The sequence below is a fragment of the Paludibacter sp. 221 genome, assembly GCF_010501035.1.
GTDB lineage: Bacteria > Bacteroidota > Bacteroidia > Bacteroidales > Paludibacteraceae > QVMH01.
Map to the genome: position 1 here is coordinate 46,094 of NZ_QVMH01000014.1, position 24,652 is coordinate 70,745.

A 24,652-nucleotide genomic window follows, 5' to 3' on the forward strand; every position below is an offset into this window, starting at 1 on the left:
CAGAAACAGTTATTTAAAGTACTATTTCAATTTCTCAAAATACAGGAGCCTGTTCATCGGGATATTAAACTCAATAGTTTTCCCTCCTTTATACACTTTTCCTTGTTCATCTTTCCATCTTCCCTTTGGCAACTTAACCTGCCTTACGTTTTCGGCACCCACTACAGGGGCTACCATGTATTTATCGCCCAGCATAAACTGGTCTACGCAAGTAGCAAAGCCCTCGTTAGGAAAAGCGTACTCCATGTGGCGCACTATAGGCTCTCCGCTATGCGACGACAATTTAGCCTGTGCTATAATATAATCGCCCATTTTCACATGCAGTTTAGCCGCCTTGCGAACTGTTTCAAGATTTTCTTCGTTCAAAATTCTCCAAGGCGCAACCGAGAACTGCATCATTGGCATCAACGTATGTACTTGGGTAGAACGCACTATTAAATCCTGATCAAAACCGCTATCGTCAATTCCCAGAAAAGAAGTAAACTGCCCTCCTCCTATCATATCGGGGCAAGCATAGGCGTAGCCAAACATTCCGGCAGCAAGCATCTCGGATATTAACGACCGAACAGCTTTCCACGAATAATCCTTGTCGCCCAGTCGTTGTACCAACGCCTCACCTCCCATTCTCCATCCTGCACGATACTCATTGAATGGAAACTCCAGACCCAATTCTGCCCATGCCATTGTATGGTCTACCGATATAGCATCTTTTTTATAACTATCGATATAAGCAGGATTATAAAACTGATTATCCCCTGCATCAAACTTGAATCCGTCGACACCATACGTTTGCTGCATCTGTTTCAACTGGGCGATGAAATAATCCTTTGCAGCAGGGTTTGTCAAATCGTAACATGCGCTATACCCATTCCACCAGTTTATTACAGCAGGCTCATTAGTCCCTTTCCTCTTTATCAAATATCCTTTAGCCGCCAAATCGCGATACTCCGGACTATCAGCGCTAACAAAAGGACATATCCAAAGCATAACTTTGAATCCCATAGCATGCAATTTGTCTATCATCGCTTTAGGGTCTGAAAATTTTTCAGGCTTAAAATCAAAATTACCGTAATACTTTTGCCAATTGTCGTCTATCATCAGCACCCCTACCGGAAAATCATTATCAACAATGCTTTGTGCATAATTCATGATGTCTGTTTCGTTCTGATTATACATCAGCTCAATCCATGTATTATACTGAGGCATTGTAAAGAACAGTTCGTCAGGAAGAACTCCCGAAGGCGGAAAGTATTTTCCCGAAGCTGCCAGATATGCGTCCTTTAGAGTTTTTCCCGCTTTTTCCACGGTTATTTCCTCATACTGAGATTTCACGATAATAGAATTATCTTTCACCTCAAACTTAAACGGCAAATTGCTCCAAATAAACCGTCCTTTGTTCGACAGAAAAAATGGAACTACCTGATTATTATTATTCTGCAATGCCAAATCAAATTCAGCCAAAGGCTGAGTATATGGCATTTTTGCCCCTAAGCCAACAGCCCCTCCCCACCAATACTCATCTTTTTCGAATGTGATTTGAGTTTCATAAACATTTTGTGCCAACAACGAAAAAGCGACTAAGCCCGCACAGAAAAGTAAAACGAGTTTTTTCATGAAGTACCAATTATTAAATTTATAAAATGTTTGTCTATCCTACAAACTTACATAAAAAAACAAGATTTTCATTCGGATTGTTTGAGATAACATCTTAAATATCATTTAAAACATCATAAAAACACGGAGGATAAAGTGTAAGTGTTAGACAAGGCCATTAGTACCAAAAGCAAGAACCGCCTTGTAAATCACTACAGGGCGGTCTCAGTTTATGAACAGAATACTTATAAAAAAAGAATAACCAACTATTCTTATAAGTCGAATTGAATGAATTATGAAACTAATAAAGAATAGACATTAAAAATATCATTATCTTTATTTGTCTGCATAATAGGGTTTTGTGTATAAAAATTATGTTATAACCATAATTTTATTTCTTAATCCTCTTACTTATCACTCTTCTTAAGAAGCGTTTTACGGGAGAATAAATTAATCATCAGATATATACCTGCAAACAACAACAATACTCCCATTGCAGGGGATAAAGGACCTTCTATCTCGTTGAGAGGAGGAGTGTAACCGGGGTCAACATAATCTCCGGCAGGGGGAGGAGTGTCATCCGCCAGAATATTGTGACTGCTACGAACAGCAGCAAAAGCTATATTAGTAGTTACAATTTCTGTTGGAGAGTCCTTTCGTGATGAACGAGAAAGTACAACAGGAGAGGCTGAGCCTATTATCTCCTGATTCTTGATTTTCTTATATCTATCAGATGTTGGCTGATAGGTATAGTCGGCTACAGGGGAGTCATAGGTTTCTATCGCTACGTCGTATTTAGACGATTGCTTTAAAAGCGATATACTACTGGTAGACTTCATTGTCGTATTCAACTTGTTACCCCTATCTCCATTGGAAGCGGAAGACGAACTCTTTTCCGATTGTCTGCTATAAACAGGCAAAGCATTGGAACCACCGGACTTAATTTTCTTTTCTGTAGGTTTCGATGCGTACACAGATATATCTACCGGATTTGTAGAGACGTCTGATTTGCTGAGAACAATTAATGATTCTGTCTCGCTTGTCCGGATTTCTTTATCTGAATCGAAAATTAACTTGCTTATCAGAAAAAAACAGATTCCTGCTAATACAAATACTATTAATGTCTTTTTCATTGTTTCTTTTTTTGTAGTTAATGGGTAGTTGCCAGGCATCTGAGGGAGAGGAATAAAATTCTTACTCCCCCCGGATGCCTGAGTTACTACTATTCTATTTTATAATAACTTTTTCGGTTACTGTTTCACTGTCATTTTCCATCACTGCTTTTACGATGTAAACGCCATCTAATGGATAGCCTGAGATTACGGTGACACCGTAAGGGCTTATCTTGCGTGAGACAATAATGCGTCCCGAAAGGTCATACAGATAGAGGTCGCCACAACTATTTCCTTTGTTATATGCATAGACTGAGCGGTTCTCGGTGTAAATGTGAAGCACATTGTCATTGTCCGAATCTGCTGTGTCTTGTGCATTAGTTACAATACGGAAGCGTTTCTGCATATCGCCGTCACCCGATGCGGTGAATTTATACTCTGTACCGCTGGCGGTTATGTCTGTGACAACACCAAGTTGCAAGTCCACTAAATAAAACACATTATAGGTTTCTTCTACATTTTCGTGGCTGAAGCGCAAGGTATATTCACCTTGTGTTGCCGGAGCAAATCCTATCAATGTGTTGTTTATATCGGGAACTGTATTAACCTGATAATTACCATCGGTTTCCGAAGCATAAATTTGAGTGGATTGGCTACCGCCGAACATTTTGCGTCCATCCCAACCGTTATCGTAACCACGGGTACTGTTCGCCTCAGTGAAAATCCAAAGACGGTCGGCCGAAGTGTCACCCAGAACATCAACAATGGTATAGACTTTCTGCAATGATTCCGAATCGTTTACCAATATCGGCGATACGCGTTGCGGAGCTGTATTGCGTCCTACTACATCGGCATAATCGAAAGACAAGGTTCCGCTATCTTGTCCGTCTTCCAGTTTCACCAGATAACCTTGCATCGACGGAATGTTGCTAAGCAGTCCGGCTGTACCTGCATGGTTTTTCGGAATAGATACAAATTGTCCGGCAACTACCGGGTCAACACCACTGGCTGATGTACCATCGTTGTTCTTCCAGTCTGCATACGAGCCTGTATTGTAAATGTAAACCGTTTCTTCCAAACCTCCGTCGAAAGTCATCTTAGAGATGTCAATTCCGGCAGTATATGGGTTACTTATTACATGCTGTCCTTCGTACTTACCGCCAGTGGTACGGGTGAAGGTTTTACTGTAATCATCGTTTACCAATTCGCCACGGAAAGTGTATTTACGGTTAGCAGTTTTGCTGGTAACTTCGTAACCTGCAAAAGGCTCCATCACATCAGTACCGGTCATCTCTGTCCAGTAATAGTTAGAGGCTTCGTCTGTACCACTCTCGTTCCAACGGCGTAAGTAGCTTCCGGCGAAAGAGGCAGAAGCGGCAGTACCTTTTACAGGAACACCCATGTATTGCCATTTGTATTTGCCACTATCTGTGTCAGGTTTTTCTGTGTCAACAGACGCTACACTGAACATCTCAACGGTAGCCGATATGGATACCCCCTGAGGGTACAAGAAAGTACCGTTAGGAAGACCCGAAGCCGAACCGATAACCAGAGAAGTCTGATTCTTAAGGAAAACGCTGCCTTGGGTTTCAAGCAAGCTGCCTGCTCCAACGTATATTTTCTTATTCGTCAGGTTTTCTATGTTCGACACAGTATGTGTCTCGCCCGACACTAATACCAAGTCATTAACAACTTCCTCGTCGAAAATCAAAGCTTCATTTTCTCCAAGAATCACATCCATAGCCCAGTTGCCAGACGTACTCCAACTTGTATTAACAGTACCAATCCATTTGTTCTCGGTATAATACTCATAAGCTCCCAGGTCTATCTCGCTTCCTCTGAAACGGAGATTAGCAGCCAGGTCAAGAGTAGTAAGCGGTTCCAGTCCTACGTACAGCGATTGTTTTCCTGCATTAACGGCAGGGCTTTCGCGTTGCAAGCGATAGTTACTGTTTGCCGCGTCGACAAACATCGGATCTCCATTCAGGATAATCTGGTCTGCTATAAGAACAGCATCTACTACCAAACAGTTATTATAGAATACCGTATTCTTGGTTGCACTTACTTTACCGTTAACAATGCTATTATTCAGTGTAACTGTTCCCTGATAACAGTAGATAGCATTTGATGCCTTAGCGCCCAGGTTATCTACTATAGTTACGTTTGTCAGTTCCACTGCCGACTTAGCGCCACCGGAATAAATACCACTACCTGCACTTGTAGCATTATTGCCCGTTATAAGCGTATTGGTTATTCTCGGAGTAGAGTTGTTGGTATTATAAATACCCGCACCTTGCGAAGTCTTGTTACCTACAAACGAGCAAGCGTCGATAACTGCTGCCGAAGCATTCAGATAAAGTCCTCCACCATAGCTCGAAGCCGTATTATTCGCGATGTTCAGATTACGCAATACAGGCGACGATGTTGTCACAAAAAGACCTGCACCGTAAGTTCTGTATATGTACTGGTTATTCACTTTAATACTACTTCTACCGTTAGCATTTCCTTTGGTGATAGTAAATCCATCCAATACAGCGTCTTTCACATCGCCAACCGAAATTACCACGTGATAAGCATTAGTTTTTCCGTCTTTCCTTATTTCACCACTTAATACAGAACCATTCTGAGGTTTGTCCGGTGTCGATACAATACGTTTATCATTCAGCGTACGGATACCATTATCAGGGTCGAAACCTCCATAAATCTTGATATCAGGAAGCAATGCGAATGTACGGTCGCGTTCAGTCCGTCCGTTTCCGGCTCCATACAGAGGAATATAAGTACCTACTGCAACATATATTGTTGTAATATCGGTGTTGCCTCTTGTTATAGCCAGCAGCGGGTCGCTTAGGTTAGGATAAGCCAGTTCCCACGAGCTACCATCAGCAGCATCAGGTACAACGCCTGTTCCGTAATCCTTCACATACACAATGCCGTTAGCGTCAGGGGCTACCGCACGTCTTTGAACTTCGTAAGCACCCAGGTCTACTATATTATTGTAAATACGAGGATTACCATCCAAATCGGTACTCATGCCTGCCGCATAGGTATTAAGGCCTACGTTAACTGCAGGGCTCATCGGCACTAAGCGATAATCACGTCCTTCGTCGTTCACAAACAATGGGTCGTCGATAGATATAATGGTATTATTTGTACCAAGCGTTCCACCCTGAAGCAGACAGTAACTATAAGTCACGCTTCCGGCTACTTTTCCTGTAACAACACTGTTGCGAAGAGTTACCGTACCACCGCCACGGTAAAGTGCGGTCGAAGCGGTTGCTCCCTTATTATCAGCAATAGTTACATGAGTCAGAGTTACTGTAGTTCCGGCAGCATACACGCCACCACCAACAGACGTACCGGCACTATTACCCGCTATCAAGCTATTGTCGATATTGGACGATGTATAACTTCCGATATAGATACCACCTCCATAAGCGTTAGTTGTACTATTTTCCATAACCGATACATGGCTCAAATTCAATACAGATGGTTTAGCACTGGTACCTATAGCATAAATACCTCCACCATACGATTTCGAAGCATTAGATTCAATATTCAGATTACGCAACACAGGTGCAGAGGATGTTATATACAGACCTCCTCCATACGTGCGGTTCACAGTAAAGCCATTAATACTAATCGTAGAGTTCGTTCCATTAGCGTTTCCTCCCATGATAGAGAAACCATCTAATGTAGCCGTACCTACGTCGCCCGACGAGATTACTACGTGACGCGCTACCAAAGTGCTGTCTGAATTCAGATAACCACTCAGAATAGAAGTCGATTCCGCATTGAAAGGTGTAGGAAGGATACGCTTATCTTCCAGTGTACGGATTCCGTTATCAGGGTCGAAACCTCCATATAGTTTCACATTTGGTTCTAACACGAAACTACGGTCTTCATCCTCAGTTCCTGTTCCAACCTTATACAGAGGCCTGTATATACCTACTGCCACGAATATACTATCTATATCGGATGTTGGTTTTCCTGAATCCTGCAATGGGTCGCTCAGGTTAGGATAAGCACGCTCCCACGACCTACCATCGGCATCAGCAGGAACTGTATTTTCGCCATAATCTTTCACATACACAATACCGTTAGCGTCAGGCACTATAGGCAATCTGCGCAATTCGTAAGCACCTAAGTCTACTATGCTATTATATATACGCTCGTTACCATCCAAATCCAACTCAATTCCGGCCGACAGGGTATTTTCTCCCAAGTCAATCGCTTCGCTACCAGCCAATAAACGATAGTTATAAGCCGGAGCATCCACAAACTGAGGATTAGCGTTCGACACTATCGTGCCCGCAGCAATAGTTCCGTTTTGGAGCAAGCTATGATTATACACTACTGTACCGGACACTCTACCCCAAACAATACTGTTGTTTACGGTAATTGTTCCCTGAGCACGATAAATTGCAGTAGAACTTGCCGAGCCTTTATTGTCGGCTATCGTTACGTTGGTAAATACCGGCATCGAAGTAGCACCGGCAGTATATACACCACCTCCGACAGCTGTACCTGTATTGCCTGCAATCAGCGTACTGGTCACTTTAGGCGAAGAATTACCTACATTATATATAGCTCCTCCATAATATGCTTTGTTATTCACAAACGAGCTCATGGTAACAAGCGGTGCGGACGATACATCCAAAGATAAACCTCCTCCATATGTACTTGCCATATTGTCTACTATATTCAATCGGCGCAAAGTAGGAGAAGATGCGCTCAGATTAATCGCGGCACCAGAATACCTATAAAAGTTCTGATTATTAATCTTCACAACACCACTACCATAAGCATATCCCTTAGTGATGGTGAATCCATCTAATAATGCTTCACCAACATCACCTGCCGAAACTACCACGTGGTAAACCATGTTCTTTTTATCTTTTTTGTAGTCGCCACTAAGTATCGAACCTTTTACGGTATTTCCCGGTGCGGCAAAGATACGTTCGTCGTCAAGCGTACGGATACCATTATCGGGATCGAAACCTCCATACACACGCAGATCGTTTACCAAACGGAATGTACGGTCTTTCTCCTGCAAGCCATTTCCCGACCTGTATAGCGGCACATAAGTACCTACTGCCACAAATATGCTATCAATATCCGAGTTGAGTCGGCCTGCTGCCAGCATTGGCATAGCCAGGTTAGGATAAGCCTTTTCCCACGAGCTACCGTCGGCATCGGCCGGAACAGCACCTGTGCCATAGTCTTTTACGTATGCTATACCCTTAGCATCAGGAACAACCGCACGTATTTGCGATTCGTAAGCTCCTAAGTCTACCACATTATTATAGATACGTGGATTACCTTCCAGGTCGACCGGAATATTGGCTACATAATCATTGTAACCCACATCCACAGCCGGACTATGAGGCATCAGGCGATAATCGCCCGCTTCATCGCTTATAAATTCAGGGTCGTCTACCGATATAATAGTATTATTTGCTGTAAGAGTACCTCCCTGATGCAAACAATAACTATAAGTAATGCTTGCACCTGCAAGTTTTCCACGGATAATACTATTGTAGAACTTGACTGTTCCACCTGCACGGTAAAGCGCAGTGGATGCCGCAGCACCTACGTTATCAGCAATGGTTACATGGGTTAACTCGGCCGAAGTACCTCCGGCATATATACCGCCTCCGGCAGCCGTACCTGAACTGTTACCTGCAAACAAACCGTTCTTTATATTAAACACAGTCTGAGTTGTAAGGAACAATCCTCCACCTGAACTATTGGTTGTAGTATTGTTTACAATCGACACCTTACTCATGTTCAGAGTAGACACAGCACCCGATGCTCCTATGGCATACATACCACCACCATACGACTTGGATGCGTTAGAGTCGATATTCAGATTGCGCAATACAGGTGAAGAGTTTATAACATGCACTCCACCACCATACGTTCTGTTTACATTCAGCAGGTTGATTGCCGTATTACCTGTTCCATTAGCATTTCCTCCGGTAATAGTAAAGCCATCTAACACAGCCGTACCCACATTGCCCGAAGATACTACAACGTGATATGCCACCAAAGTACTATCGGCATTCAAATATCCGCTAAGCATGGATGTTTCATCGCCATTGCCCGGAACCGGAAGAATACGCTCATCGTCCAGAGTGCGGATGTCGTTATCAGGGTCGAAACCTCCATAAACTTTTACATTCGGAGCCAAAACAAACGCACGGTCTTGTTCAAGCAATCCATTTCCGGCCTTATATTCCGGAGCATAGTTTCCTATGGCAACGAATATGCTGTCGATACCCGCAGCAGGTCTTGCTGATGCAGCCAGCGGATAACTTAAGCCTGGGAATGCAAGGTCCCAAGAGCTTCCGTTAGCGCCATCAGGAACGGTATTTTCACCGTAATCTTTCACATACACAATACCGTCGGCATCGGCTACCAAAGCTGGCACATTGGCCTCGAAAGCGCCTAAGTCGACTACGCTATCGCTGATGCGGGCATTACCATCCAAATCTAAGTTGATACCGGATGCCAATGCGTTATTTCCTATATTTATGGCTGGGCTACCGAATACCAAACGATAATTGTCGGCAGCCACATTCATAAACTGCGGAGGATAATTCGATATAATAGTTCCGGCAGCTAAAGTACCTCCCTCAACCAAACAATGGTTGTAAAGCACCGTATTGGCAGCAGCATATACTTTACCTTGCACAATACTGTTTTTCAGAGTTACAGTACCCTGACTACGGTATATAGCTGTAGAAGAAGCCGAACCTGTGTTATCCGAAATAGTAACATTGGTGAACTCCATAGTAGAAGTAGCCCCTGTTATAAACAAACCGCCACCACTGCCCGAAGGAGCATTTTTAACAATCAGGCTGTTCTTCATTGTCGAAGTCGAATTTACATCCATATAAATTCCACCTCCATTACTGTCAACCTTATTACGTATTATCGTTACATGGCTAATGGCCGAAGATGATGTTTTCATATAGATACCACCACCATACGCAGTAGCTTCATTCGCTTCTATTTTCAGATTGCACAACGAAGGAGACGAACTTATTATGAAAAGTCCACCACCGTAACGCCGGTGTATATCCTGGTTGTTTATTTTTATGCTGTTGTTAGCACCCCTTGCTTTAGCACCTGTAATGGTAAAGCCATCAAGCACGGTTGTACCTACATCGCCTGCCGACACAATCAAGTGATAAGCCAAAGTTTTGCCGTCACCATTCAGGTCACCGCTAAGGATAGAACCTTGTGTAGCATCAGACAGAGGAAGTACCCGCTTATCAACTAAAGTCTTAATTCCATTGTCAGGGTCAAAACCTCCGTATATCTTAACGTCTTTAGGCAATACGAATGTACGGTCTTGTGCCATTGTACNGTGCCATTGTACCGTTACCATAGCGGTAAAGCGGCTTATAAGTTCCCACAGCTACGAATATACTGTCGATTTGGGAACCTGTACGGCTTGCCGACAACATGGGGTCGCCCAGGTTTGGATACGCTTTTTCCCACGAGCTACCATCAGCATCGTCAGGAATGGTGTTAGTTCCATAGTCTTTTACATACACGATACCTTCGGCATCGGGCACTACAGCGCGTGTTTGAGACTCGTAAGCACCCAAATCCACAGCTCCGTTGTAAATACGCGGGTTATAAGCCAAGTCTGACAGTAATCCTGTTGCATAACTGTTATTACCTGCATCTACACCCGGGCTCACAGCCTGTAAGCTATAATCGCCCGCTTCCTCGTTCATATACAATGGGTCGTCCACCGATATGATGCTTGGCGGATTTATCACTCCCCCTTGATGCAGACAGTTATAGTACGTTACTGCGCCGCTTACTGTTCCGCTTATGATACTGTTGTACAAGCTCACGGTACCAGCATTACGGTAAATAGCCGTAGATGCTGTTGCACCCTTATTGCCTGCAACAGTAGCATTTGTCAACTTCAATGAAGTACCATAAGCAAACAAACCACCACCATATGAAGTACCTGAGCTATTACCTGCGATAAGGATATTAGTCATAGTGGTGTTAGTGTTTGTCGCAAAATAAGCACCGCCACCATAGCTTACCGATGTATTATTCAGAACAGACACCTGAGCCATTTCGGCTGAAGATGCGCCGTCTATATAAAGCCCGCCACCATACACGCGCGATTTGTTGGTATTTATACTAACGTTGTGCAATAATGGAGACGATACACTCACGTAAACACCACCACCGTTTCCACGGTCAATAGTCTTGTTGTTCACCACAATAGTACCTGTACCCTTAGCATAACCACCTGTGACGCTGAAACCATCTAACAGGGCTGTACCTACTGCATCCGAATAGATTATTACGTGATTAGCCATTACTGTGCTGTCAGCACTCAGATAACCGCTCAGGGTAGATGTCTGATCCATATTGTCAGAAGTAGGCAATATGCGTTCATCCAACGCGGTGACACCATTATCGGGGTCGAAACCACCATATATTTTTACATTTGGCGATGCCACAAATGCGCGGTCTTCTTCCGTCAGGCCGTTACCGGCTTTGTAAAGAGGGGTATAAGTACCTACAGCTACAAATATGCTGTCGATATTGTTTATTGCACGGTTGGCGGCTGCCAATGGGTCGCTCAGGTTAGGATAAGCCTTTGCCCATGAGCTACCGTCGGCATCAGCCGGAACAGTTGCTTCTTTGTAATCTTTTACGTAAACAATTCCGTTGGCATCAGGAACGATGATAGTCTTTTGCGACTCGAAAGCTCCCAAATCTACCACCTTGTTGTGAACACGTGGATTGCGGTCTAAATCAACCGTTGCACCATCCATCAAAGTATTATCACCCGAATCGATAGCAGGGCTACCTGGCAATAAACGGTAATCGCTGCCTGCAGCATTCACAAACTGTGGATACTCGTTGGATATAATTGTATTAGGAGCAAGAATACCTTTCTCTACCAAACAATACTTATATTCATCCATAGCTGCGTTCACGCCACCCCACACAATACTGTTTTTCAGTTTCACAGTTCCCTGGGCGCGATATATAGCCGATGTAGTCAATGTTGTATTATCTACAATTGTCACATTCAACAGCTCTACTGCAGATGTTGTTCCGGTTGAGAAAATGCCACCACCATTGTATACTATCGTATTTCTTGCAATCAAGCTGTTCTTAACCGTTGGTTGCGAAGACAGGTTATAAAGCGCGCCACCATCGTTGGCTTTGTTCTTCATTATCATAGCGTGGCTGATAACAGGAGCCGACAGGTTCATGTACATAGCGCCACCATACGTAGTTGCTTCGTTCGATTCTATTTTCAAATTGCGCAACGAAGGAGATGATGTATGCAAGAAAAGCCCGCCACCATAACGACGGTGTATATCCAGATTGTTAATTTTGATGCTGGTACTAGTTCCTATTGCCTTTCCTCCGGTTATAGTAAAACCATCAAGCACAGTTGTACCCACATCGCCTGCCGATACTACTACGTGATAAGCCAAGGTCTTGCCATTACCGTTAAGGTCGCCACTAAGCACACTACCACCTACACCGGAATCAAGATAGATACGTTCGTCTGCCAGGGTTTTAATACCGTTGTCGGGGTCGAAACCACCGTATATCTTAACGTCTTTAGGCAATACGAATGTACGGTCTTGTGCCATTGTACCGTTACCATAGCGGTAAAGCGGCTTATAAGTTCCCACAGCTACAAATATACTGTCGATTTGGGAACCTGTACGGCTTGCCGACAACATCGGGTCGCCCAAGTTTGGATATGCTTTTTCCCATGAGCTACCATCAGCATCGTCAGGAACGGTGTTAGTTCCATAGTCTTTTACATACACAATACCATCAGCATCGGGAACCACCGCACGTGTTTGAGACTCATAAGCACCCAAATCCACAGCACCGTTGTAAATACGCGGGTTATAAGCCAAGTCTGACAGTAATCCTGTTGCATAACTATTATTACCTGCATCTACGGCCGGACTTACAGTCTGCAAACTATAATCGCCCGCTTCCTCGTTCATAAACAAAGGATTGTCTACCGATATGATGCTTGGCGGATTTATTACTCCTCCTTCGTGCAAACAGTTGTAATAAGTTACTGCACCGCTTACTGTACCACGGATAATACTATTGTATAAATTCACTGTACCTGCGTTGCGGTAAATAGCAGTAGACGCTGTTGCAGCTTTATTATCTGCAATAGTAGCATTCGTCAGGTTCAATGAAGTACCATAAGCAAACAAACCACCACCATATGAAGTACCTGAACTATTACCTGCAATAAGGATATTAGTCATAGTGGTGTTAGTATTTGTCGCAAAATAAGCACCGCCACCATAGTTCACTGATATATTATTTAGAATAGATACCTGAGACATCGCGGCAGAGGAAACTCCATCGATATAGAGCCCACCACCGTAAACTCTCGATTTGTTGGTATTTATACTAACATTGCGCAACAGAGGAGACGATACACTGATGTAAACACCACCACCGTTTCCACGATCAATGGTTTTGTTGTTCACTACAATAGTACCTGTACCATTGGCATTACCGCCTGTGATACTGAAACCATCTAACAGGGCTGTACCTACTGCATCCGAATAGATTATTACGTGATTAGCCATTACTGTGCTATCAGCACTCAGATAACCGCTCAGGGTAGATGTCTGATCCATATTATCAGAAGTAGGCAATATGCGTTCATCCAACGCAGTGACACCATTATCGGGGTCGAAACCACCGTATACTTTTACATTTGGTGCTGCCACAAAGGTACGGTCTTCTTCCATCAAACCGCTACCGGCTCTGTAAAGAGGGGTATAAGTACCTACAGCTACAAATATGCTGTCAATATTATTTATACTCTTATTAGCTGCTGCTAATGGATCGCTCAGGTTTGGATATGCCTTTGCCCATGAGCTACCGTCGGCATCAGCCGGAACTGTTTCTTCTTTATAGTCTTTTACGTAAACAATTCCGTTGGCATCGGGAACGATGATAGTCTTTTGAGACTCGAATGCTCCCAAGTCCACCACATTATTGTGGATACGAGGATTGCGGTCTAAGTCCTGAGTAATATCGCCCAACAGGCTATTATCTCCGGCATCCACAGCCGGGCTACCAGGCAATAAATTGAAATTGCCTGCGGCTGCGTCTACAAACTGAGGATACTCGTTAGAGACAATAGTTCCGTCCGAAATTGTGCCACCTTCTACCAAGCTATATTTGTATTCGTCTAAAACAACATTTGTTTTTCCCCATACGATAGTATTTTTCAACTTGATAGTACCTTGGGCACGATATATAGCCGCAGAAGCTACTGCTGCCGTATTCTCTGCAATAGTAACACTTTCGAGTTCTATAGCCGAGCCTGTTCCGGTAGAATAGATACCACCACCATTGTACGAAGTAGTAGTTGTATTACGGGCAATCAAAGTATTTTTAATAAGCGGCTTGGAATCGCCCATATTATAAACACCTGCTCCGTCGCGTTCCGATTTATTATTGATAATCGAAGTATTGCTGATAACAGGCGACGATATGTTCAGATACACACCACCTCCGTACATGGCAGCCTCGTTCGAACTTATCATCAGATTGCGCAATGCAGGAGACGACGTATGCAATGAGATACCACCTCCATAACGGCGGTCTATAACCTTATCGTTTATAGTAATAGTAGTACCGCTTCCGTTTGCCTTACCATTTATGATGGCAAAACCATCCAGCGTAGCCGTACCAACTTCGTTGGCAGACACCACTACGTGGTAAACACGTGATTTACCATCACCATATACGTCTCCGTCAAGAATACTTCCGCTTCCGTCAGAAGCAGGCATGATACGTTCGTCGGCAAGGGTTTTGATTCCATTGTCAGGGTCGAAACCACCATATATTTTAGTGTTTGGCGCTAATACAAATGTCCGGTCTTGTAGCAACGTTCCTGTACCATATATGTAAAGAGGCTTATATGTACCTACAGCTACAAATATGCTGTCGATATCGGAGTTTGCCCTTCCCGCTGCAATTAACGGGTGAGAGAGATTTGGATATGCTTTTTCCCATGAACTACCATCGGCACCATCAGGTACTACCTTGTTGCCATAGTCTTTCACATACACAATACCCTCCGCATTGGGTATAACTTCACGTTTTTGCGATTCGTAAGCACCCAAATCTACAGCCCCGTTGTGGATACGTGGAGCACCACTTAAATCAACTGTAATACCACTTGCGTAACTGTTGTTTCCTTCATCTACAGCCGAACTCATCGACAATAAACGATAATCCGATTTATCGTTATCGTAGAAAAGCGGGTCGGATATAGATATGATACCTGCGGTAGTAATATTACCACCTTGATGCAAACAGTTGGTATAAGTGAATGTTCCGCTTATTGTTCCGGTCACGATGCTATTGCGCATAACCGATGTACCGGAGCTACGATAAATCGCTGTTGATGATGCTTCGCCCGTGTTATCGGCAACAGTTGTTTGAACCAATGTTACTGATGTGCCGGAAGCATATATACCACCTCCGGAAGAAGTTCCTGCGCTGTTTTTTGCTATCAAACTGTTTTTTATGTCCAAAGACGTGTACGCCCCTGCATAAATACCGCCACCATAATAATTCGTAGCAGTATTTTCGAGTACCGATACATGGTCGAGTTCAAGAACAGACGGCGTAGTCGATATTCCAATTACATAAATACCACCACCATAGCGGATAGCCTTATTAGCTACAATCTGCGTATTGCGGATAGCGATAGAAGAGTTTACTACATATACCCCTGCACCATAATGGCGTTCTACAGTCAAAGCATTAACTTTAATGTTGGTAGTGAGGTTGGCATTTCCACCTGTAACAGTAAAACCATCCAAAGCGCTACCTGTATCGCCTGCCGAAATAACTACGTGATGAGCAAAGAGAGTTCCATCACCTTTCAGGTCGGCACTAAGTACAGAACCCGAAATTTGCCCTTGGTGATTAGGCAGGATGCGATTATCGGCCAATGTGCGGATACCGTTGTCGGGGTCGAAACCGCCGTATACGCTCACATTCGAAGGTATAACAAAAGCACGGTCCTGGTCGGTAAGCCCACCTCCGGCACGATGCAACGGACGGTAAGTACCAACTGACACATAAATGCTATTGATTCCCGAAACCGAAGGTACTGCAGCCATAATCGGATCGCTCAGGTTAGGATAAGCCTTTTCCCACGAGCTACCATCGGCATTATCAGGCACTATACCAGCACCATAGTCTTTTACATATACGATACCCGAAGCATCAGGCTTAACCGTACGTGTTTGTGCCTCGAAAGCACCTAAGTCTACTATAGTGTTGTAAATACGCGGATTACCGTCAAGGTCTATGTCGAGCCCATTTGCCAGCGTATTAAGTCCTGCATCCACAGCCGGGCTCACCGGATTCAGACGGAAATCGCCTCCTTCTTCGTCCACAAACAAGGGGTCGTTGATAGAGATGATACCTGTGGTAGCAATGTTACCACCCTGATGCAGGGTATTATTATAATACAGGTATCCTCTGCTAACTAAATTTCCTTTATTATCATAATAAACTGAATAAGTTACAGTACCGGCAATTATACTATTACTCATAGTAACGCTTCCATACCCTGCATGAACGGCCGTAGAACTTGAAGAACCTATATTACCTGCAATGGTCAGGTTAATCAGTTGTACCGCACCCGAACTTACATAAACACCGCCTCCAACACCTGTGCCGCTATTGTTTTCGGCAATAAGACTGTTTTTTACAGTCAGAGCAATGTTGGAAAAAAGACCCGCTCCCGAAGTTGCTGTATTACCTGTGATAGACAGGTTGTTCATAAGAGTAGGCGTACTGCCTACATAGATACCACCACCTGAACCTGTTGCTGTATTAGCAGTTACCAACACATTATACACAGTAGGCTTACTATTAGTAACCATATACATACCACCACCTTGGTTAGCTGTGTTGGAAGTAATCTTCAGGTTACTCAACTCAGGCGACGAGGTCATTAAATAAATACCACCACCATAATACCTGCTTACATTCAGTGTATTGATTATAACATTCTCGTTCGAAGTGAACGTACGGCCATCTTTTATGGTAAAACCATTCAACACAGTACTACCTACATCGCCTGCCGAAACCACTACGTGGAAAGCCTGAAGGCTACCATCACCTTTCAGGTCGCCGCTAAGAATACTACCATCTGTATCTGAAGAAGGAAGTATACGCTCGTCGGCCAGTGTGCGGATACCGTTATCCGGGTCGAAACCTCCATATATCTTTACATTTTTAGGAAGTAAGAATGTTTCGTCACCGCTTTTTATACCATTTCCGGCCTTGTAAAGAGGGGTATAAGTACCTACTGCAACAAAAATGCTGTCGATATCGGTAATTTCCCTGTTTGCAGCTATCAACGGGTCGCTCAGGTTAGGATAAGCCTTTTCCCACGAGCTACCATCAGCATCGTCGGGCACAATTCCCAAACCATAATCTTTTACATAAACAATGCCTTCGGTATCGGATGTTATCAGGCGCTTTTGTGATTCATAAGCACCCAAATCGACCATACCATTGAATATACGCGGATTATTAGCCAAATCGGTATTAAATCCGGTAATATATGAGTTATTACCTGCATCGATAGCAAGACTTTGGGATTGCAGACGGTAATTATTGTTATTTTCGTCCACAAACATCGGGTCTTCGGACAGGATAATACGAGGATAATTTATCGTAGCCCCTTTGTGCAGGTTATAATTATGGGTAAAAGAACCTCTTGAGCTTTCGCTGGAAGAATATCCTAATGTACCTACAATGATACTGTTATTGAGAACCACATTCGTATAATTAGCATGAATAGCAGTAGCAGTTGAGCTTCCCGCATTACCAGCTATGGTAGCATTGGTAAGAGTCAATGTACCCGAAGCATTACATACACCACCGGCATATCCTGTACCTGCATTATTTTTTACAATCAGCGCATTCTGTATGCTCAGGGTACCTGAATTGTACAAACCTGCCCCAGGAGCATTTAGCGTACTGTTGCCTATAATGGATATATTGTTGATAGTAGGAGTTGAACTTACGATATACATACCGCCACCATAGCCGCTTGTGGTAGTAGTAGCATTATTACTGATTATAGTTTGTGTAATAACCGGCTTACTGGTAGTAGTTATATATATACCACCACCATATGTCGTAGCTTTATTCGAATCTACTTTCAGATTTTTCAAAACAGGAGATGACGTCATTATATGGATACCACCACCATAACGACGATGTACATTAAGCCCATTAATGAGGGCGTTAGTATTGTCGGCAGAAGTGCTTCCTCCTGTAATGGTAAAGCCATCCAGACAAGCCGTACCGACATCAGCTGCCGATACCACCACGTGGTAAGCATTAAGCGTTCCATCACCTTTCAGGTCGCCGCTAAGGATACTACCATCCGTATCAAAAGAAGGAAGAATACGCTCATCAGCCAATGTACGGATACCATTATCGGGGTCGAAACCGCCATATATTTTCACATCCTTCGCCAGTAAGAAGGTACGGTCACTCGCATCCGTCAGGTTTTTAGGCAGATGGGTAGGAGTATAAGTACCTACTGCAACAAAAATACTCTTGATACCAGACGAAGCGCTTATAGAAGCAGCCATTGCTCCACTAAGGCTTGGGAATGCTTTTTCCCACGAGCTTCCGTCAGCATTAGCCGGAACTGCTCCTGTTCCGTAGTCTTTCACATATACAATACCAGCGGCATCGGGTGTAAGAGCTACTTCTTGCAACTCGTAAACTCCTAAATCGACTGTAGTACTATAAATACGTGGATTCCCGTCAAGATCGGTCGCCAGCCCATCGGCCAAAGCATTATTTCCTCTATTTACAGCAGGGCTCTCAGGAGTTAAGCGGTAGTCGCCTCCCAATATATCCTTAAACAAAGGGTCGTTGTTTGAGATAACTGTGCCCGAAGCAACCGTGCCATTTTCTACCAAACAATATTCATACGTCAGCGCATTGGTCACAGTACCCCAAAGGATACTGTTTTTCAACGTGATAGTACCCTGATTACGATAAACAGCCGTAGAAGCCGCTGTACCTTTATTATTGGCTATAGTAACATGGGTCATCTCCATAGCCGAAGTTGTTCCGGTAGAGAAAATTCCACCTCCCGTAGAAGTTCCTGCATTATTTCCGGCTATCAGAGTACTGCTTAGCTTGGGCGAAGATGTGGCATTGTAAATACCTGCGCCCGACGAAGCGTTCGTAACGTTATTTATGATTGAAGTATAACTGACAACAGGAGACGAAGCATTCATGTAAATACCTGCACCATAAGCGTTACCCGCGTATGTAGTGCGGTTGCTGCTAATAGTAGTATAGCTGATTACCGGATTGGATGTATCCATATAGATACCTGCACCATGAGAGCTTGAACTACTCGTTGTGTTACTGCTAATGGTAGCATTATTAATAACCGGACTGGAACCCTTCATATACACTCCCGCACCAAAAGCTGAGCTTCCGGTAGTTGTATTACTCCTTACAGTTAAGTTCTCTATATTGGAATTGTTCTGGTCCAAATACATTCCGGCACCATAGGCCGATGTTCCGGTAGTTGTGTTATTGCTTACAATTAAGTTTTCAATATCTGAATCACTTTTCTCCAGATACGCTCCCGCACCCAAAAGAGCTGCCGTATTCGAATGTATTTTCAGATTCTTCAGTGCAGGCGACGAGTTTGAAAAATAAATACCCGCACCATTACGGTTGTTTACCGTATATCCGTCAATAACAAGATTCGTATTCTGGTTGGCATTACCGCCAGCGATTGTAAAACCATCTAAAGCGGCAGTACCTGCATCGCCCAGCGATATTACCACGTGATACACATTGTCGGTTATAACAGGGTCATTTCCGCTCAGGTCGCCACTAAGTACAGAACCTTGCAACGTACTTCCAGCCACAGGTAGAATACGATTATGAGCTAAAGTACGGATGCCATTATCGGGGTCGAAACCTCCGTATATTTTCACATTTTTAGGCAATACGAAAGAGCGGTCTCTTGCCGTAATACCATTACCAGCTTCGTACAAAGGATTGTAAGTACCTACGGAAACAAAAATGCTCTTAATATCCGACAAATCCTTACTTGCTGCACGGATAGGCTCACTCAGGTTAGGATATGCCTTTTCCCATGAACTTCCGTCGGCACCCGCAGGTACTGTACCTGTGCCGTAATCTTTTACGTACACAATACCCGAAGCATCAGGAATAACTCCACGCTGTTGCGATTCAAAAGCCCCTAAGTCTACTATATTATTGAAAATACGGGAATTACCAATCAAATCGACCGATAAACCGGATGCAAAATTATTGTTACCTGCATCTACCGCCGGACTATTGAGTTGTAAACCATAATCAAAAATCTGGTTGTTTACAAACAGCGGGTCGCTTATCGATATGATACTATTATTAAGACCAATTGTACCGCCTTGGTGTAAACAATATTGATACGTTGGTGTAGTATTATTCATTGTACCATTGACAATACTGTTACGAAGCGTCAATGTTCCACTCCTAAGAGCTGTAGATGCAGCAAGACCTTTATTATCGGCAATCGTTACCTGATTCATCGTGAGCGTGTTGCCTGTACCTACGGCATAGATACCACCACCCTCGCCCGAACCGGCATCGTTGGCTGCTATCAAGCTGTTGCTTATCTCAGAAGTTACATAATTACCGGCATGAATTCCACCACCAGTATAATTTGCGGTTTTGTTCCTTATTACCGAACTGTTGCTCAAGTTCAGTGCCGAAGGAGTAGCCACAACACCTATTGCATAAATACCGCCTCCATAAAGCGTTGATGTATTAGAATCGATATTCAAATTACGCAAAACAGGGGCTGAATCTACGATGTAGATACCACCACCTTGCCGCCTATTGACAGACTTGTTATTAATCACTAAGTTAGAATTTACATCGGCAACGCCACCAGTAATGGTAAATCCATCTAAAACGGCTGTACCAACATCGCCTGCCGACACAACAACGTGATATACATTATCGGTTACAACAGGGTCGTTACCGTTCAAATCTCCATTAAGAACCGAACCGCGCGAAACATCACCCGGAACAGGAAGAACACGATTGTCGGACAAGGTACGGATACCATTATCAGGGTCGAAACCGCCATATATCTTCACATCCTTAACCAACATAAAAGAATTGTCTCTACTAGTAGCTCCTGTTGCTGATTTCACAGGAGTATAACCAGGCTTGTATGTTCCTACGGCAACATAAATGCTATTAATACCGGAATTTCCCCGTTCAGCAATCCGGATAGGAACACTTAAATTTGGATATGCTTTTTCCCAAGAACTTCCATCAGCACCAGCTGGAACGCTTCCTTCTCCATAATCTTTCACATATACGATGCCCGAAGCGTCGGGTACAATCTCAGACTTTTGTACCTCATAAGCTCCCAAATCCACTACATTATTGTACACACGGGGATTACCATCCAAATCGAGGGATTCGCCAGAGAGATAAGCATTATTTCCAACGTCTATCGCCGAGCTCTGAGGCAACAAGCGGTAATCCATATTACCGTTATCCACAAACGCTGGACTCTTGACTGATATAATACTATTGTCAGAAGCAAGTGTTCCACCTGTAAGCAGAGAGTTATTGTATATAACAGTACCACTTACCTTATTATCTGCAACAATACTATTATTAAGGGTAACCGTACCTACATTGCGGAAGAGTGAAGCCCCCGCTGCCGAACCTGTATTGTCGGCAATGGTAACGTTAGTTAGCGTCACAGTAGTACCCGTAGCATAAAGGCCACCACCATCAGCAGTGCCCGAACTGTTTTTTGCAATCAAGCTCTGGTTAATCGTAGATGAGGTATAAGCAGCTATATAAATACCACCACCGGCAACATTAGTAGTTTTATTGTTCACTACTGAGCTATGGCTCAAATCAACAGTAGAAGGAGTTGCTGCAACACCTATTGCATAAATACCACCTCCATAAAGCGTTGATGTATTAGAGTCGATATTCAGATTACGCAAAACAGGGGTTGAATCTACGATGTAGATACCACCACCTTGCCGTCTGCTGACTGACTTATTATTAATCACTAAGTTGGAACTTACATCGGCATTACCGCCTGTAATGGTAAATCCATCCAAAACCGCCGTACCAACATCGCCTGCCGACACAACAACGTGATGCACATTATCGGTTACAACGGGGTCGTCACCGTTCAAATCTCCATTAAGAACCGAACCGCGCGAAACATTACCCGGAACAGGAAGAACACGGTTATCGGATAAGGTACGGATACCATTATCAGGGTCGAAACCACCATATATCTTCACATCCTTAACCAACATAAAAGCACGGTCTCTGTTAGTATCTCCCGCCGCAGTTTTTAAGGCAATATGAAGAGGTTTGTATGTTCCTACGGCAACATAAATGCTATTGATTCCGGAATTTCCCCGTTCAGCTACCCGGATAGGGATACTTAAATTCGGGTATGCTTTTGCCCAAGAGCTTCCATCGGCACCAGCCGGAACACTTCCTTCACCGTAGTCTTTTACATATACGATACCCGAAGCGTCGGGTACTATTTCAGACTTTTGTACCTCGTAAGCTCCCAAGTCCACTACACTATTATATATACGGGAATTACCATCCAGGTCGACCGATTCGCCAGAGAGATAAGCGTTGTTTCCAACGTCTATAGCCGAGCTATGAGGCAGCAAACGGTAATCCATATTATCACGGTTCACAAATGATGGATTCCTTACCGATATGATACTATTATCTGCCGCAAGCGTTCCACCTCTAACCAAATTATAATTATGTGTAACAGCACCGCCTATTTTATTATCGTCAACGATGCTATTGCGAAGAGTAACCGTACCTACATTGCGGAAAAGCGAAGCTCCCGCTGCCGAACCTATATTCTCGGCAATGGTAACGTTAGTTAGCGTCACGGTAGTACCTGTAGCATAAACACCACCACCATCAGCAGTGCCCGAACTGTTTTTGGCAATCAAGCTCTGGCTAATTGTAGATGAAGTATAAGAATTTATATAAATACCACCACCGGCATAATTGGCAGTTGTATTATTCACTACCGAACTGTGGCTCAAATTCACTACCGAAGGGGTAGCTGACACACCTATTGCATAAATACCGCCTCCATAAAGCGTTGATGTATTGGAGTCGATATTCAGGTTGCGCAAAACAGGAGAAGAGTTTATTATAAACACTCCCCCTCCATAACGCCGGTGTATGCTCAGGGCATTCACTGTTATATTACTGTTAGTACCTGTGGCCGCACCACCTTTTATGGTAAAACCATCTAATGTGGCTGTACCTACATCGCCTGCCGAGACGACTACGTGATAGGCATTATCGGTCACAACAGGGTCATTACCACTCAAGTCACCACTTAGGATGGTGACATTTGTTTTCCAATCGCGCTGAGAAAGCAAATTCTCAGTACCGGAGAAACCACCGTAAATTTTTACATCTTTCTTCAATACAAAGGATTGGTCGCGTGATTCAGTGCCATTACCAGCAATAAGGCTTGGGGTATAAGTACCAGCCGATACCCAAACCTCATCATCCGCCGAAGCGGCATTTATTATAAGCTGTAAATCGCCCGAAGCATTGGCCCAAGAACTCCCCGAGCCGACACCACCCTGCTTCACATACCATGTATCGGCATGCAAAAATGAGAAACCAAGCAATAACATTAACGTCACCGCTACGATTCTTAAATAGTTGTTCAAACTTTTCATAAAACTGTCATTTTGTATATTCTTTTTCGTTATTTATTATTCTTCTTTATATTTTTTCCTATTCTTTCTACGCTCGTGAAAATCAATTTCCATATCACACAAAATATCTATAAAAAAGCGTTATATACACCAGAAGCAAAAGACCCTGACATAGGAAAACGCACCATACATCACATGCCCTGACCTGTGTATCAATCCGCATAGATAAAAGAAGAGAATAAAGTCAAGAAGAGAAACTAAAGAGGACGGGGGTTTTTGTGTTGAGTGTTTTGTGTTTGTGTTTAAGAAAGGGTTTTCTTAGGGGGTTGTCCTCTTTAGTTGACTGCTTCTTGTTTTATCCTTATATGTTATGTAATATTCGTTTTTATATCATTTTTTTTCGAAATAAGTTATCGGTTATTCAACTTTGGGATTATATTTTTTTCTCTTACGTTTTTATAATTAGCAGAAGAGATTAAGGGCCGGGTAAATTATTCTCTTTATGTTTTTGAGTAAACAAAAAATGGTCATCGAAAGAGCCGTCTCTTCCAATGACCACACAATACATATTCATAAAATAGAAAAAGAAAAATATATTAAATGCAATACATATACTTATAGTATATATAAACACCGGATATAAATGCTGAGGGAAATTAACAAACAATCCGCAAGATGATATGCCAGGATATAAAATATGAAGGAAAGTGGATACAAAACATATAAAAGGAAACAAAAAGACATAAAACCCCTTTCTTTTTATATGTCCCCATATAAAAAGATAACATGACTTTTCTAGTAAATGCTGAAAATTTAGATTATTGTCTCTCTCTCTCTCTCTCTCTCTCTCTCTCTCTCTCTCTCTAATAAAAATAAAGAGTTAACCAACAAATTATTGTTAATTAATTTTAATACTAATTCTTTATTTAAATATAGAGCAAACATTGAGATTTCTTTTCCGAATATATACACATCAAGTTTCTGCTTTGGCAAGAACCCTAAATAAATTCTGTTAATCAAACTTGATTACCTTGAGAATATCCTCACCTTTTACAAAAACTCCTGCAAATATAGAGGCTTTTTTATTTTAAACCAACTTTTTTAACTAAATAG

At 43.1% G+C, this 24,652-nt stretch carries 4 protein-coding genes; all 4 read right to left on the reverse strand.

Annotation, left to right across the window (positions count from 1 at the left end):
- Positions 1-21: 21 nt before the first annotated feature.
- Complete coding sequence (locus D0T49_RS05115; RefSeq protein ID WP_163629517.1) at positions 22-1,614, reverse strand: glycoside hydrolase family 31 protein; 1,593 nt, start codon at positions 1,612-1,614, stop codon at positions 22-24.
- A gap of 386 nt (positions 1,615-2,000) precedes the next feature.
- The gene (locus D0T49_RS05120) at positions 2,001-2,726 is read right to left on the reverse strand and encodes a hypothetical protein (protein WP_163629518.1); all 726 of its coding nucleotides are present in this window, start codon (positions 2,724-2,726) and stop codon (positions 2,001-2,003) included.
- A 94-nt stretch (positions 2,727-2,820) separates the two neighbouring features.
- Positions 2,821-10,074 (reverse strand): choice-of-anchor Q domain-containing protein, encoded by a 7,254-nt coding sequence (locus D0T49_RS05125; RefSeq protein WP_163629519.1) that lies wholly within the window; start codon positions 10,072-10,074, stop codon positions 2,821-2,823.
- Positions 10,043-23,560 (reverse strand): right-handed parallel beta-helix repeat-containing protein, encoded by a 13,518-nt coding sequence (locus tag D0T49_RS05130; protein WP_163629520.1) that lies wholly within the window; start codon positions 23,558-23,560, stop codon positions 10,043-10,045. The genes D0T49_RS05125 and D0T49_RS05130 overlap by 32 nt, the downstream gene beginning before the upstream one ends.
- Positions 23,561-24,652 lie beyond the last annotated feature (1,092 nt).